This is a genomic window from Enterovibrio nigricans DSM 22720, from assembly GCF_900167155.1.
GTDB classification, from domain to species: domain Bacteria; phylum Pseudomonadota; class Gammaproteobacteria; order Enterobacterales; family Vibrionaceae; genus Enterovibrio; species Enterovibrio nigricans.
Map to the genome: position 1 here is coordinate 1 of NZ_FUXU01000090.1, position 14,411 is coordinate 14,411.

A 14,411-nucleotide genomic window follows, 5' to 3' on the forward strand; every position below is an offset into this window, starting at 1 on the left:
AAAGACGCCCAAGATGCCATCGTGCTATCGATTGGCGTAACGCTTACCAGTATTACACCGATCCATTACGCCGAAGAACTTGCTGGTCGCTCTCTTTTGCGTCGATGGGCCAATACCGCGGACAAAGAATGCGTTGAAGTTTGCGTAGGCTCTTGTTCAAACGGCTTTGAAAATTTGGCAAAAGTACTCGCACCAATTAGCGCATCAAAGAATGTTTTGGGCAGCATATGGACGGCCTATCCCTTAGAAGCGTTGCTAGAAGAAAGCACATTGGCGATTCTATCCACGCCTGAAATTACTCACTGCAACGATGAAAATTGCGCACGCTGTGAAGACATGACCAAAGGCGGATTGATTGCTTGTGACGTACAAGATAGCGTTTCCAACGATGACCCTCAGAGTGTCCAAATTGACTGAAGATCCGCTTCATATTTCTACACATTTCGTTTCTACACTATGCCTCTGTTGTTCTTCGTTCAACTGAGGCATTTTTCATGCTTCTCTGTAACACGTTTTTGTCAGCGACAATTTTGACGTATGGCGTTCTAGTGCCTACCTTGTAATACACGTGTTGCAAAATGGAGAAATGAAATGAAAGGTTCACATAATAATATCAACTACTTAGTCAACGTCAGCAAGCGCGAAGATCTGGGCGGTTACTCTGCCTCGTTTTCTTTTTCTTTTTCTAAACCAGATTTAGAGGTAGAAGACACCACTAAAGCCTATGAGCTCATGAACTCTGACAAATCCCTTTCTATCTTTAAAAGCCAGGAAGACGCAGAAAGTGCGGCAGAAAATTGCGTCCGCAACTGTATTGACGATGGCTTTGTAAAATACGAGTAGTCTGCGATAAAAAAGGGCAGCACCACAGGCTGCCCTTAAAAATTATCGATTTGGATGCCACTCTTCATAGGAAGGCATCTCATGATCATCACTTAACCACGGTACTTTATGCGATGTCCAAATTCTCAATGCAGGTACCGCTAACGGGTCTTCATCCAACGTAGCAACCCGCAGAATGTGGAAAGGTGCGCCTTCGCGAATAGCGACAAGCTGACTGCCGCAATGCGAACAAAAATAGCGTTTTTTGCCTGGAGAAGATTCGTAGTGAGCGAGTTTATCTTCCCCTGTTATCCATTCAAAATCGTCTGCTTGAACCCCTGCTGTAACTGCAAAAGCACTAGAGTGTGCTTTTTGGCACGTTTTGCAGGAGCAATTCATAATCGGTGTGCTGAGTTTCTTTACCGTGTATTCAATGGCCCCACACAAACAACTTCCTTTCATAGTTCATCCTTGTTTTTATTGTTAACAGCATCACTGTAACGGGTATTTTTTAGCAATATTCAATTGCACCCATTTTCTTTCAAAATTTTGAATTTTACGCATAAAAAAAGCGGCACTCTTGACGCGTGCCGCTTTTTTCATCAATTCAATCGTATTAAATCGCTTCCGCTGTCTCCGCAGTTTGCGATTTATCAAAGAGCAACTTATAGGTCATGATGCCAATAACCAGTGCCTTAATGATCATCATTTGAGGGTTACCATAATACGCGGCCATACCCACAAATCCCGAGAACAGCATCAACTTGCGGTAATTCGTCAGCGTCGTCATATAAAGCGCCAACAGAATAATACCTAAGTCGGCAAACTGAAGCGCAACCGATAGCGTAGGCTCTGCAATGAATGCAGTGACAGCAACGTAAGCAATGTACGAGACGCCACCTGCCATGATCGCCCCTAAACCGACAATCACTGCCTTTGGTGCATTGGTAAAATCTTTGGCATACCGGTAGGTGTTAAGCGACGCCACAGAAAGATTCAGAATCACTTTCGGCCACCATCCCATCAGGAAAGCCCAAATTGTGTCGTTTGCAGCAGAACCGAAGGCTGCAAAGCGTGTAAATTTCATGGTGTTGAATATTGTGATTCCGATGTAAAAAGCAACGGATGTCCATCCAAGGATTTCTGTGATGAGGTCTAACGTCATTCAGGGTTCTTCTCTATCAAAGGCGCAAATTAGCGCCAAAATGGGGTTTTCCATAACAGGCCTTTGCAGACGGCCAAGATTTCCGGATTGCCTCACGTATGCAGTACGGTCAATGGCAAGCCTGTGCCGGATAATAAAGGTATAGTGACGGAAATATCAATAACAAAAATGCGGAGAAATATTACAAACAGAAATGCCCCTTTCAGGGCACCGATTTAATGGTTGGCACGTTTTTTCGTAAGGTACTGAATCCACGATTTGGTTTGCGGAGACGGTGCATATTCTTGCGCCCGTTTAGCATGCAATAAAGCTGCGTCTAAATCGCCAAGTTTTTCATAGGCTCTAACACGTGCCAATTCAACGTCGACTTTTCTTTTGGGCTCAGTGATGTGATTAAGTGTCTCTAGCGCCTCTCTATATTGCCCCTGCTGGATCTCTAACTGAGCAACAATCCACAAGTGTGATGGCTCTTCATTTGCCGCTCGCTTCCACGCCGAAATCGCCTTATCCCATTCTTTTGCTTGCTGCCAGTAAGAAGCCTCCATCACCAGCAACGTTTTATCTCGTGGGGACTGATTAATCTCACTCAGCAACACTGCCGCTTTTTCTGGAACCCCCGCTCGGGCATAGAGTTGTGCCATGAGCTGTTTTTCGGACTGATTTAGCGATATCCCCTTTCGCTGTGCTAACACGAGTGTGTTTAGCATACCTTCTTGATCATCCAGTTTTTGGTAACTGCTAACCAATTGCAGCCACCAGGCTTTTTTAGTTGGCTCCAGCGTTAGCAAGCGCTTTAACGTAGATATCGATGACGTCCACTTTTTCAACCTAAGCTCTGCACCCAACTTTAAAGAGAGTGAACTCACCGTTGCCTTACCGAGTTTAAGGTGTGTATGAATTGCATCCAGTGCTTTTCGGTTCATGTTTTGCTGATAGTTTGCCTGTGCGATTCTCAGCCAAATCTGGGCCAAATCGGACGACTTTATGTCCTTTTCTTTGGTAAGAGAGTAATACAGAGGTAACGCGCTACCGTATTGCTCGCGCGTCATATACAGATCAGCAAGCATACGCTTTGCTGCATTCTGAGCATCAGGCTCAAGCGCCTCCAGCGATACGGATGTCTGCAATGAAGTAATAGCATGAGTAGGCTGATTGTTTTGCCAGTACATGACGCCCAGCATGCGATTTATATACGCTTTGTCATAGTCTGTTTGCACTCTCGCGGAGGAAAGTGCAGCAATGGCCTTCTCCCACTCTTCGTTGTCCTGATATTCAAATGCTTTTATTGCACTACGAGCGGTCGTTTGTGAAAGCTGTGCTGAAAATGCCCCTTGTGAGACAAATAGACACATGGCAAACAGCAGTGAAATGAAAGGGGTTAACGCGAAGGACATCTTCATCATTTGGCCAAGGTGAATTCGTATTTAAATGTTTGTCCAGGTTGTGCTTGCGCAACACCATTGACGATTTTTGGCTGATATCGGAATTTTTTCAATGCTCTTAATGCACTGCGTTCAAACACGCGTTTGTGCGAGGTTTCAATCACTTCTATGTCAATGGGGCGGCCTTGGGCATCAATCGTAAACTTCATGATGACATAACCTTCAATACCACGTCGCAACGCCTTTGGCGGGTATACCGCTTCAACCCGAGAAATAGGCACTGCGCTCTGGTTTCCCGCAATTTCTACCGGACCAACTGCGGCAACTGGCGATGGTTTCGCAACCGGGACATCCGCCATTTGTGGCGCAGAAATATTGAGACCATTCACACTGAGATCAAGTGATATCTCAGGTATATCCAACGCTAATGGTTCAGCTGCAGACTGAGAAACCTGCGGCGCTACAGCCTGCATCGCTACCGGCTCTTCAGGTGGCTCAGGTTTCGGCGGCGGTGTTCTGTCTTTTCGTGCTGTTTCCGTTTCTGGCTCTGAAAAAACGAGATTAAACGCGAGCGATTGTGACGGCGCGTTGTGAGAAAGATCGGTTGGACCTACCATCGTCGCCATCAGGAAAAACAAGCTCACAACCGTGATAACCGCCAATGGCAAAGCAAGCAACCATCGCAGCATTACTTTTGCTCCGCAGCCAGCGCAATACTCTCGATACCTGCGCTCTTTGCGGCATCGATAACGGCCACCACACTACCGTTGTATGCATGCTCGTCCGCCTGAATCACCAAAGATGCTTCAGGCTGTTCGGATTTAAATCGCTCTAACGTCGCTTCGACACGCTCTTTATCCACTTTTCGTTGATCAATATAGATATCGTTCGTTGCCGTAATAGCGACGTAAATGCTCACCGTTTTTTGTGGGGCAGCGTGTGCAGCAGAAGGTCGATTCACTTCCACACCAGACTCTCTGACAAAAGAACTGGTAACGATAAAGAAAATGAGCATGATAAAAACGATATCCAACATCGAGGTTAAATCAATTTGGGCATCTTCACGCACTTTTTGCTGACGTTGAAATCTCATCCACGGATCCTCATCGCTTTCGCTAACGCCGCTTCGCATCGTTCACATGTTTTGGTGATTCTCGCATGCGCAAACAGGCCCGTTAGCGCGATAACCATGCCTGCAAGCGTTGGCAGCGTCGCCATAGAAATACCTGCCGCCATCGCGCGTGGTTCATTCGACCCTGCAGTCGCCATGACATCAAACACAGAGATCATGCCTGTCACCGTACCCATTAGTCCCAACATCGGACAAATGGCCACCAGCCCTTTAATGAAGTTGAGGTTACTAAACAATTGCAGGTGCGCTTCGAACAACCAACCATCACGTAACGCTTTAGACGCCCAGGATGCGTGGTCTTTTCTCGCTTCCCAACGTGACACCCAGATTTTCTTCGCTTTAGGGTAAGAGATGATGAGGTATAAAACCCGTTCGATAGCTAAAATCCAACTCAGTGCAGCAACAACAAGGAATACCCAAAGCACGGGCCCACCCTGCGTCATAAATGCATCCAGCGAGGGGATCCAGGATAGAGGCTGACTGGCGTCCAAATACGTTATTTCCGTCATGCTGCGCTCTTTTTGGCCATCACTGAATCAGCTGCTTCTGATTGTTCAGCAACCAGACTGACACCCACTTTCTCCAGAATTCCTCTTAAGGTATCGGCTTGAGTGCTCAGTAAATTGTGAGCCAATAACAGCGGCATGGCAGTAACTAACCCCATCACCGTGGTCACAAGTGCCATGGAAATGCCCCCGGCCATAACTGTGGGATCACCATTGCCGTATTGCGTGATAACTTGGAACGTTTCAATCATGCCAGTTACTGTGCCTAACAGGCCGAGCATCGGTGCGAGCGCCGCGAGGAGTTTGAGCATCGAAAGACCTTTCTCAAAGCCTTGCTGCTCATCTAAGATGGTTTCCATCAGTCTCAGTTCTAGCGTATCCAGTGATCTGTCTGGTTCTGAGTGATACACATTTAAAACGCGTCCAAGAGGATTATCTCCCGGCTGATCTGGGCATTTCATTTGACTCGACATTGCGATACGGGTCTTCACCAGAATCAATCCACGAACTAACGCGATACCCAAACCAATAATAAGGATGGCGGTGATGACCTTGCCGACAATACCGCCTTGTTCAAATCGGTCTTTCAGGGTTGGGGTCAACGACAATTGATCCAGTAACACGCCATGTGTCGGATCAAGAAGAACAAAATCGCCCGCTTTTGCTGTCTCGATAGTAGAGAGGTTCAATCCATTTTCTGGCGCAGTTGAAAGCTGTGTTGCTTGGTGGTTTGCCGAATGCCAAGAAAGGTACCCCGCTTTGTTAACCAAGGCGATGTTACCCAGTCGCACAGCTGGCGTATCGCTCACCAATCCTTGGGCATCACGCGTATTCACCGTAATGTCTGCGATTTGTCCGCTTTTTACCAATTCATTTTCAATACCTGTCCAAAGCGTGGTCAATGTCGCCAATGACGGCAACGCTTTGGCATCTTCAATCTTTTTAATTGCACTGTCTAAGGAGTCATCATCGATGGTAACGGGACGATCTTCACGGGTAAGGCTTAACGCTTTCGCGGCTTGTCGTACTACGCCAAAAACCTCACCCAAACTGCCTGTTTCCAATCGGAGATCTTCTTCGAGAGCTGATAGTTTCCCCTCGTTGTCAGCAAAGGTTTCACTGAGTGTCGTGGTTTCGTTTTCCAGACGATGTTGCTGTGCTCTAAGCGCGTCGACCTTGGCTTGTAGGGCTTGTTCATCCGCCAAAAACTCGGATTCACGTTCAGCATTATGTTGTTGGGCCGTATGCTGCGCTCGCTGTGTTTCTTTAACCAGATCTGCTGACATTGCTGATGGTGCAAATATTGCGCTCGTCAGCAAAAGGGTGGCAATGTGAAGGCCTTTCATTATTCCGCCTCCAGCGACATAGATGTAGAAAGCGGAAGCATCAGAAGTTCTGGAGTAACACGCTCTTTGGCGACCATGAACGCCCTTTCCAACAGTGCAAAATGCGCGGGGGGAACGGGTTCCCAATTCGATGCATTCCTGTCATAGAACCAGAAGCCATTTCCATCAATGCTTCGCGCGATCAAAGAGACTCGCCCTAGATGAAGTACATCAACAACACGAGGTCCAGCCCCAATGTTTAGCGTGTCTTGATACAGGCCAAGGCTCGCACCGTAGTCCACTTCTATTTGATACACTTCCAGAATTTGTCGGATCTTTTCCGCATCGCTAACATCCGCTCTTCCCATCAAGACATGCAAGCCGTCGACTCGCTCTTGGCGAATCGAACCTTTTAGGGGGATATCTTGAGAGACCCAATCATCTAACCCATCCAACATGCGGTACATCAAAGGCACGAGACCCGCTCGCGTTTGGTCAATATCGCTTAACTGTTGCTCTAGGCTGGTCGCTTCGTTGTTTTGATCATCAATCAATCGTTGCAGGTGGTTGCGATAGACAGTCAGGTTTTCTACCTCCGCCTCTAATTGCGCAATTTCTGCTTTCAACTGTTGTGCATGGTTGTCGCTTTGATTGATTCGATGCTGGGATGCCGCGCCCGCTTTGGTTGTACGGCCTTCAATGGCTGCGGCCTGATCGACACTGACACCCTGTGCGGCCAGAGGAAGACCAATGAGCAAGAGTGTGCTCATCGTTTTGATGACGTTTTTCAAGTTACGAGTCTCTGAAGCTGTTTCGCATTTACAGTGTAAAAAATCGGCAGTTTTTCTATTGCCAACACTATTCAAAACACTGTGTAAGCACCCAGCAAATTAAAGGAAACATTCAAGCACACCTCAAATGCGCTCCTAGCATGGGCATATCATATCAAAATGAGGAGGGTGACGTTCTTTACTTCATATCAAACATTTGTCGAAAGCGAGACGATACAAAATATAAACAATGCTCAATGATTCAAAGAGCGATTTGCGAGAGCTGCTTGTGCCTCTATCCAAAGCCTCTCTCTGGGTATCGCGTCGCTAACAAGACAATCTACATACAGACCAAGATCGGGGTCTTCATCTTTCGTCTCGCTATCTGGCAACAACACCATTAAGGGTAATAGAGACAGTGCTTTCAATCTATCCACATCCAATAGACAAACTGTCGCATCATCATAAGCCATGACAAGCAAGTCGAACGAGGTCTGACGCATTGCCAACAAAGCTTGATTCGCATGCAATACCCGCGTCACTTTGCACCCTTGCTCAGCAAACGTTTTCTTAACCCATCCACACGGCGAAACCATCTGCTCGATAAGTAATACTTCGCACATAGTCAGAACACCTAATTGATATTGATTCTCATTCTACATAGCTTGATACACACTGTCTTTGCCTGCGGTGAACAACTGGCTTTTTTGTGATGCAGTTAGAAAAAACAATTCACTATTGAGTAACTACACAAAAAAGCATGACTCAATTCCAGATATCTATCAGTGTTCGCTATATTGCTTGTATACATTCAGCCCAGAAGAGTAGACTCCATCTCCTCCGAATTAAGACAGAATCTCAAGTTGTGGATGTTGAACGATATGTCAAAAAATAAAACGGTTATTATCGCTACTGCAGTGTTACTCGTTGCAATGATTGCACTAACACTTTCCTCGATTACTTACTCAAGCAAAATTTACGCCATTCAGATCCAAAAGCAGCACGAGAAACTGCTTAAAGATCCCGAGGATGCGAAGGTTTCTGATCTTATCGGCCTCGCCGATATCTGCGAAGATGCACGTTTTACTGGCACACTCTCTTTTCATTTGAGTGACGAAGAAACATTTAGCATTCAACGAGCTTGTGAAGACATCAAAACGCGCCTGCGCATGAATCAATTCACAGAACAAAGTCTCTCTATGCGTTAATGTCACTAGACAGCAGTGAATATGCAGAAAAGGGAGCCATTGGCTCCCTTTTCCATAGTCGATGTTTACACCGGTAACCTGAAGTTGCAGGATTCAGGTTGCTTGGGCATACACCTTGTGGCACAGTCGCCCTGAAATTCCTCATTGTTGAACTGTATTATGAACGATCAACCAAACAACCCACTCCACGGCGTAAAGCTTGAACAAATTATCAACGAATTGGTTGATCACTACGGCTGGGAACACCTCGCTAAAGAAGTGGCTATCAACTGCTTTCGCAGTGATCCTTCCGTAAAATCCAGCCTCAAGTTCCTGAGAAAAACACCTTGGGCAAGAGAAAAAGTTGAAGGGCTTTATATCGACACCTTCCAAGGTAAAGCAGCGCCAAAGGTCGCAGCCAATCCTTGGGATGCGGCGTTAAAAAAACTGAACAACGACAAGTCTAATAGCTAGCACATTGTTAGCACTCATCGGATGAGTTATATTGGTTAAAACTCATCCGATGGAGTCGGCATGGAATCTGGCCAAGAAGCGCTTACACTGCTTCTTCTCGCGCCACTTTTTTTCATCTGCATGGTGGTCGAATACCGCATTCTGAAAAAACGAGGTGACAGCGACTACTCGCTAAAAGAAGTCGTCTGCAATTTCAGTTTGGCAGGTTTCCACCAAGCTGCAGACTTGATTGCTACCTTGTTGTTAATGCCCTTTTTCCTGTGGCTTTATCAGTTTCGACTTCTCGATATCAGCCTGACACCCTTCGCGTTTGTTACCCTCTTCATTCTCCAAGATTTTTTCTATTACTGGTTCCACCGTGCGTCTCATCATATTCACTGGCTCTGGGCGTCCCACATTGCGCATCACAGCTCAGAAAAGATGAATTTTACGACGGCATTTCGACAAAGCCTGACTTACCCAATCTCCGGAATGTGGCTTTTCTGGACGCCACTTATTGTTATCGGGTTTCCCCCTTCTTCTGTCGTGCTCATCGTAGCCCTCAATCTGGGTTTCCAATTTTTCGTCCATACACGCATCGTGAAAAAGCTAGAATGGATTGAAACAATCTTCAATACGCCTTCCCACCACCGTGTCCATCACGCTCGTAATCCAGAGTATATCGACAGGAATTTTGCGGGCGTTTTGATCATTTGGGACAAAGGGTTTGGAACCTTTGTGGAAGAGAAGCCGGATGTTGTCATTGATTACGGCATTCCTAAACAGGTGAACAGTTGGAATCCGTTTGTGGCCACATTTCATCAATGGCGAACAATGCTAGGTCTCGCATTGTCAGCAAAGCCAACGCCACTTAACGTCAGGTTTCGCTATTTGTTTGGCACCCCAAAGTTTGCGGATGATGCGGAAAAAACGCGAAAGATGTAGGCGTACCTGGTCATACAGGCTGATGGAGATCGGAAACCTAACATAGCCCACTAGCATGACCGCTTTCATGTACTTACACTCAGAACACACTTGCTCAAATGATCACCAACATAGGATGTTAGGAGAATAAAGAATGGGTGAAGGGAAGCTACAAGCTGAGAATCGCTATCAGATTTGGGTTGATGGAGATTGGCCCGTTGGCACCAAAGGGGTATGGATAACCCCGAAAGATGATGGCCGTTATCACTTAAAACATGAAGACATCAGCTTACCCGCTGCGGTTATCTATGAAAAAGCCCTCGACAATAATGCAGGCTGGATGCAACGCTTCGCTACCGTCTATAACGTTGAACTGTGTCCGCATGGTAAAACATCAATGACCCCCGCCCTGTTCCAAAAGCAGCTTGAAGAGGGCGCGTGGGGGATCACCATTGCCACACCACCGCAAGCTGATGTCGCGGCTCAAGCGGGCGCAGAAAATATTATCATGGCTAACCAATTGGTGGGACGCGCGAATATGGCCGCGGTTTCCCATCTTATGAGTCGCCTACCCGTCAACTTCTATTGCAGTGTTGATAACCATTTGAACGTAAAACAACTCTCTGATTTCTTTGCTCCTCTAGGCCAAAAGGTGAATGTGCTAATTGAGTTGGGTATTGATGGGGGACGATGCGGGGTTCGCGACCTCTCAGACGCACAAGCCTTGGCTGCCTATATTCGAGGGCTTCCCGGTATCGCGCTAGCAGGTGTCGAAGTTTACGAAGGCGTGATTCACGGCGAAGACGCTGAACAGCAGGTGAAAGCGTTTATCCATCAATCCGCCGAGTTTTGCCGCTTACTTAAAGACATCGATTTAATCGAAAGCCAACACCCTGTGCTAACCGGGGCCGGGTCAGCGTGGTATGACGTCGTCTCAGATATCTTCCAGCAATATGACGACTTACTCACGATAATACGTCCAGGTTGCTACCTCACACATGACACAGGGATTTATCAAACCGCGCAGAAAAAAGTCATGCTTCGCGCCCAAGACGGTAAAAAGGTCGCCACCAACCTTGGCGGCGATTTGAAAAATGCGCTTGAGGTTTGGGCATACGTCGTCTCATTACCTGAAGCAGGGAAAGCTGTCGTTGGGTTAGGTAAACGCGACGCCGCGTATGATGCAGGTTTGCCCGTGGTCGAACGCGGTTTTCGTGACGGAGAGCCCATCAATATCAAAGGGCTAGAAGCCACAGCTATCATGGATCAGCATCTGTTCGTTAACGTGCCGGATGACGTCACGCTTTATGTTGGCGACATACTCGCTTTTTCCACTTCCCATCCATGTTTAACCTTTGACAAGTGGCGCTATATCGCGCTTGCAGATGAAGAGTTTATCGTCGAAAAATGGATGCCCACGCAGTTTTAATGACGAAGTTAAAACCGACTCAAGCAGCCTAAAAATACGGGTTGTTTGGGTCAACTTGTTTGAGTGTAAAGACAACAATTCTGACATGCTCACTTTTTATCCCTACTGAGCTCTTGTAAGCTACCACAATAATTTCGTTCACAATTTGGCCTTCATGACCCATACACGTCTTTGTAAGCATACCGTCGCTTTTTGCGTATCACTCTCTCTGACACCCATGGTTAATGCCAGTGAACTTGATACGACCCCCTTATTGGTGCGGTATATAACACCAGCCAACTGGCGTTCTCGAACCTTTTTCAGTCGATGGAATTCAGTGCTGCTACCACCCGAGATGCCACGCTCTTTACTGTTGGTGGTGTTACGCTCGATGCTCTGGTATTAACGTTGCCATTGGATGTCGATGTTAAAGCACGTGTTATTGCACAACTGTCAAACCCCGTTTATGCCATTCAACTGGGTCATTTACTCTACAGCTTCTATGACAAGTACACGGGTGAAATTGTCAACGAGGACATTTTCAAAGGCTATTTGCTGGACACCTTTTCAGAGCCAGAATTGAAAAATTGGCAGCATACGCTCTTTACGCTGGAACAAGGTGAGGGGGATGGTAGCAAGGAAACCGCTACACAAGCAGATATCATAAACCGACAGTTTATCGCCATGCTTGTCACACTCTATGATGCCTTGTTTGGTAAAGACAAGTTGCTGTATGGCTCTGATCTACCGGAGCAATATCGATATCTAACTGATAGTCCCTCGGACAGAGAAACCGTCTCTACCGTTCAACACATTCTTATAGAAATGCTGACCCAGTACAGCGCTAGCCTTGAAGGGGGTGATATAAAGTCCGCAATCCTTCGTGTGATTGAGGACGGAAAGCCTGAGCACCTAGAGAAGGAAAATAATCAAGCGCAAGCGATTACCATTAGCCTTATCGACTTTGTTCGCCTGAACGTATTGAAAGGGTATCGCCAATTTTTGCTCGAAAAAGCCAAATCAAAGGCTGTTGACGATTGGATGATTCGCACACTAAAAAACAACCCCAATGCCCTCATTGAATATTTGGATCACCAAAACCAGCGACCAATGGCTGTTCAAGTCGTTGTCGATGGCTTACAACAAGCATTAATGCAAGGCCTTGTCAGCAAAACACCCTCACCATTTTTGCAGCAGGTAAAGATTGATGAACTTAACGCAACAAACTTTGCCCCACAGCACGTGGAAATAACGACGCCTAATGTAGTGCCAGACAACCGCTTTCTGTATCAGATCGCTGAAACACCCTTTGATGACACTCGCTACCTGCCCTTTTTCAGACAGCTCTATCAACACGATAGAAACGGCGTTGTAGAGTATGGGGTTTCAACCACACCAACCATCAGCGTCAGAAACCTGCCTATCGTCAAAACGGGGGCCAATGTCGCGGGCGAAGGGGGGACGGGGATCCCTAACTTTCACTTTGTTGACCGCAAGCAAGACCGAGCCTATTACTTCTTCGGCAATGACGCATTGCAACTCGACCCTTTATTTGATGGCAACGGAGCAAAGACCCAGTTTGAACGCTTGGTGCCAATGGTCACGTTAAACTGTAACGCACAGTACGATTGGTATGCACAATCCAGCTATGACCCTTTGCTGAACTTGGGGCTGGGTGAAGCTATCCGAGATTTCGGCGAGCAGCGTTGTTTAAATGATCTTGAACGACGCGGTCATGAAGAAATTTCTCTGCGAAAAGAACGGAAGAAGCTTGTCGACGACATTAAACGCTATCAATCTATCTCCATATGGTCACCGTTAACGCGTTACACCAAACGATTAGCCGTTGAAGATCACATCCAGTTGTACGCTGAAAAATCCCAAAAAGGCCTGCCTGATTTTGTGTTGGCCTATAACCCTTGGGCCGATCATTTCGCACACTTTACGGGCCCCTTTGCTGACGAAATCCTTGCGCCAACGGGTGAGCTTAACCGTCTGGATTATTGGTTGGGCCGAATGGAAAACGTCTACCGCGAAGCGGGCGTTTACGACCAGGTATTGTGGGGAATGGCTGGCGACCATGGCTTAACGCCAATTCACTATATCGTGAGCCCTGAAAGGGAGATTTTTGACGGTATCGATGCGGATTATGGCATCTCACCTATCATAAGGAAGATTTCGTCCGATGAAGGAGAGGGCCCAAAAATCACTCATGCGTTTCGTTATCCAAGCAATAGGGGCGTTGACATCATTGTCGCGTCAACCGCGGGCGGCAACTATATGATGGACCTTTTTAATTCTTCCCGAGGCTGGGCAACTCAGCCCCTCTTCCATGAACTGACCTATTGGAAATCCCTATCTTCTGCCACTGATGAACCCGGAATAGATATCGTCCATGAAACGGTAAAACGGCTGGGAGAAAGCCTTGATTATCTCGTCGTTCGAGAAACGGACTGTAACACCGAAAAATGTATCGTCCGTCTTGTTGGCGAACGCGACGGAAAGCGGGTTGATGAGTTCATTGAGCGGAAAGGTTCATACTCTCGATACTATGCAAAAGATGGAAAACAGCCCGTATTGCTCGACCTATATGCGCAAAATCCTTATGCCTCTCAACAATCTGACGCACAAAAAATGCAGAAAGCAGCATTGATTAATCAATGCATGGTTCCAGCGTCAAACTCCCTCCCTGAAACTTGGTGTAATGAAGACACGTGGCGACAACTAACCCGACTCACGCCAAGGCCGGACAGCATCAACCAGCTAGCCCATCTTTATGATGAAGACAGGGCAGGGACCATTAATCTCTTTCCAGCGCAAGGGATTGGCTATAACACCAAAGTGCCAGGACGTCATGCTGGAGAGCATTTCCACGAAAAAGACGCTTTCATCGGATTTTGGGGCACCGCCGTCAACGCGGATTCTCGTATAGGGAGTGCCGTAAACGGCTCACTTTCACCCACCCTTTATGAGTACTTAACAAACAAACCAGTCGTTGTTGGTCAGGATGGTTGGGGTTTCCCGTCACTGCTCAACCAACTCCAAACCTCTGACAATCACCCCTCAGATAATCAATCGCCTTAATACATGTACGATTTAGTTGACCTATTTGGATACCTCACGTCCAAATAGGTCAATTCATCGCCTTCGCGTAAGCCAATTTGTAAAGTCCGCATTACAACTGAGTGCATTCTGTGACATTCCAGACGTGTTACTATCTCACCAATAACCCTCTATTATGGGCTTTGTTGCTTAATTCGGTTGGAAGACATGGCAGCCTAAAGTTGTTCGGTTCTTAAGCAATATACTGAGTTTCAGGCATACCCAGTCCTGTAAG

The 14,411-nt window shown here is 46.8% G+C and carries 14 protein-coding genes and 2 pseudogenes; 7 read left to right on the forward strand and 9 right to left on the reverse strand.

Annotated features, from left to right (window positions below):
* Together B5D35_RS24390 and B5D35_RS20045 are read left to right on the forward strand one after the other, a co-directional pair.
* Nucleotides 1–417 (forward strand): annotated as a pseudogene (locus B5D35_RS24390) (AAC(3) family N-acetyltransferase); the annotation flags it as partial.
* Nucleotides 418–591: 174 nt separating this feature from the next.
* Nucleotides 592–843 carry a hypothetical protein gene (locus B5D35_RS20045; RefSeq protein WP_078754277.1) on the forward strand — a complete coding sequence of 84 codons (252 nt, stop codon included), beginning with the start codon at nucleotides 592–594 and terminating at the stop codon, nucleotides 841–843.
* 42 nt (nucleotides 844–885) lie between these two features.
* Here B5D35_RS20045 and B5D35_RS20050 read toward each other — a convergent pair whose 3' ends face one another.
* The 9 genes from B5D35_RS20050 to B5D35_RS20090 form a co-directional block, all read right to left on the reverse strand.
* Nucleotides 886–1,284 (reverse strand): GFA family protein, encoded by a 399-nt coding sequence (locus B5D35_RS20050; protein WP_078754278.1) that lies wholly within the window; start codon nucleotides 1,282–1,284, stop codon nucleotides 886–888.
* A 154-nt stretch (nucleotides 1,285–1,438) separates the two neighbouring features.
* Nucleotides 1,439–1,987 carry a hypothetical protein gene (locus B5D35_RS20055; RefSeq protein ID WP_078754279.1) on the reverse strand — a complete coding sequence of 183 codons (549 nt, stop codon included), beginning with the start codon at nucleotides 1,985–1,987 and terminating at the stop codon, nucleotides 1,439–1,441.
* Between the two features lie 215 nt (nucleotides 1,988–2,202).
* The gene (locus B5D35_RS20060; protein ID WP_078754290.1) at nucleotides 2,203–3,381 is read right to left on the reverse strand and encodes a tetratricopeptide repeat protein; all 1,179 of its coding nucleotides are present in this window, start codon (nucleotides 3,379–3,381) and stop codon (nucleotides 2,203–2,205) included.
* Nucleotides 3,382–3,386: 5 nt separating this feature from the next.
* Nucleotides 3,387–4,058, reverse strand: a complete 672-nt coding sequence (locus tag B5D35_RS20065; protein WP_078754280.1) for an energy transducer TonB — start codon at nucleotides 4,056–4,058, stop codon at nucleotides 3,387–3,389.
* Nucleotides 4,058–4,462, reverse strand: a complete 405-nt coding sequence (locus B5D35_RS20070) for an ExbD/TolR family protein (RefSeq protein WP_078754281.1) — start codon at nucleotides 4,460–4,462, stop codon at nucleotides 4,058–4,060. The genes B5D35_RS20065 and B5D35_RS20070 overlap by 1 nt, the downstream gene beginning before the upstream one ends.
* Nucleotides 4,459–5,010, reverse strand: a complete 552-nt coding sequence (locus tag B5D35_RS20075) for a MotA/TolQ/ExbB proton channel family protein (RefSeq protein ID WP_078754282.1) — start codon at nucleotides 5,008–5,010, stop codon at nucleotides 4,459–4,461. The genes B5D35_RS20070 and B5D35_RS20075 overlap by 4 nt, the downstream gene beginning before the upstream one ends.
* Complete coding sequence (locus B5D35_RS20080) at nucleotides 5,007–6,353, reverse strand: MotA/TolQ/ExbB proton channel family protein (RefSeq protein WP_078754283.1); 1,347 nt, start codon at nucleotides 6,351–6,353, stop codon at nucleotides 5,007–5,009. Before B5D35_RS20080 ends, B5D35_RS20075 begins: the two co-directional genes overlap by 4 nt.
* Nucleotides 6,353–7,123, reverse strand: coding sequence for a DUF3450 domain-containing protein (locus B5D35_RS20085; RefSeq protein WP_244556675.1), 771 nt, complete (start codon nucleotides 7,121–7,123; stop codon nucleotides 6,353–6,355). The genes B5D35_RS20080 and B5D35_RS20085 overlap by 1 nt, the downstream gene beginning before the upstream one ends.
* Nucleotides 7,124–7,356: 233 nt before the next feature.
* Nucleotides 7,357–7,725 carry a hypothetical protein gene (locus B5D35_RS20090; RefSeq protein ID WP_078754284.1) on the reverse strand — a complete coding sequence of 123 codons (369 nt, stop codon included), beginning with the start codon at nucleotides 7,723–7,725 and terminating at the stop codon, nucleotides 7,357–7,359.
* A 258-nt stretch (nucleotides 7,726–7,983) separates the two neighbouring features.
* Here B5D35_RS20090 and B5D35_RS20095 point away from each other — a divergent pair, with 258 nt between their 5' ends.
* The 5 genes and pseudogenes from B5D35_RS20095 (at nucleotide 7,984) to B5D35_RS20115 (ending at nucleotide 14,158) form a co-directional block, all read left to right on the forward strand.
* Nucleotides 7,984–8,310 (forward strand): hypothetical protein, encoded by a 327-nt coding sequence (locus B5D35_RS20095; RefSeq protein ID WP_078754285.1) that lies wholly within the window; start codon nucleotides 7,984–7,986, stop codon nucleotides 8,308–8,310.
* Between the two features lie 156 nt (nucleotides 8,311–8,466).
* A pseudogene (locus B5D35_RS20100) lies at nucleotides 8,467–8,682 on the forward strand (VF530 family protein); the annotation flags it as partial.
* A 141-nt stretch (nucleotides 8,683–8,823) separates the two neighbouring features.
* Nucleotides 8,824–9,687, forward strand: a complete 864-nt coding sequence (locus tag B5D35_RS20105) for a sterol desaturase family protein (protein WP_078754287.1) — start codon at nucleotides 8,824–8,826, stop codon at nucleotides 9,685–9,687.
* A 133-nt stretch (nucleotides 9,688–9,820) separates the two neighbouring features.
* Complete coding sequence (locus B5D35_RS20110) at nucleotides 9,821–11,095, forward strand: amino acid deaminase (protein WP_078754288.1); 1,275 nt, start codon at nucleotides 9,821–9,823, stop codon at nucleotides 11,093–11,095.
* Between the two features lie 306 nt (nucleotides 11,096–11,401).
* Nucleotides 11,402–14,158 (forward strand): alkaline phosphatase family protein, encoded by a 2,757-nt coding sequence (locus B5D35_RS20115; protein WP_078754289.1) that lies wholly within the window; start codon nucleotides 11,402–11,404, stop codon nucleotides 14,156–14,158.
* Nucleotides 14,159–14,411 lie beyond the last annotated feature (253 nt).

Bases quoted from the DNA above. Each gene is read 5' to 3' on its own strand.
- B5D35_RS20110 (WP_078754288.1), top strand. From the start codon at position 9,821: ATGGGTGAAGGGAAGCTACAAGCTGAGAATCGCTATCAGATTTGGGTT.
- B5D35_RS20080 (WP_078754283.1), bottom strand. From the start codon at position 6,353: ATGAAAGGCCTTCACATTGCCACCCTTTTGCTGACGAGCGCAATATTT.
- B5D35_RS20060 (WP_078754290.1), bottom strand. From the start codon at position 3,381: ATGTCCTTCGCGTTAACCCCTTTCATTTCACTGCTGTTTGCCATGTGT.
- B5D35_RS20090 (WP_078754284.1), bottom strand. From the start codon at position 7,725: ATGTGCGAAGTATTACTTATCGAGCAGATGGTTTCGCCGTGTGGATGG.
- B5D35_RS20070 (WP_078754281.1), bottom strand. From the start codon at position 4,462: ATGAGATTTCAACGTCAGCAAAAAGTGCGTGAAGATGCCCAAATTGAT.
- B5D35_RS20045 (WP_078754277.1), top strand. From the start codon at position 592: ATGAAAGGTTCACATAATAATATCAACTACTTAGTCAACGTCAGCAAG.
- B5D35_RS20065 (WP_078754280.1), bottom strand. From the start codon at position 4,058: ATGCTGCGATGGTTGCTTGCTTTGCCATTGGCGGTTATCACGGTTGTG.
- B5D35_RS20050 (WP_078754278.1), bottom strand. From the start codon at position 1,284: ATGAAAGGAAGTTGTTTGTGTGGGGCCATTGAATACACGGTAAAGAAA.
- B5D35_RS20115 (WP_078754289.1), top strand. From the start codon at position 11,402: ATGGAATTCAGTGCTGCTACCACCCGAGATGCCACGCTCTTTACTGTT.
- B5D35_RS20075 (WP_078754282.1), bottom strand. From the start codon at position 5,010: ATGACGGAAATAACGTATTTGGACGCCAGTCAGCCTCTATCCTGGATC.
- B5D35_RS20095 (WP_078754285.1), top strand. From the start codon at position 7,984: ATGTCAAAAAATAAAACGGTTATTATCGCTACTGCAGTGTTACTCGTT.
- B5D35_RS20105 (WP_078754287.1), top strand. From the start codon at position 8,824: ATGGAATCTGGCCAAGAAGCGCTTACACTGCTTCTTCTCGCGCCACTT.
- B5D35_RS20055 (WP_078754279.1), bottom strand. From the start codon at position 1,987: ATGACGTTAGACCTCATCACAGAAATCCTTGGATGGACATCCGTTGCT.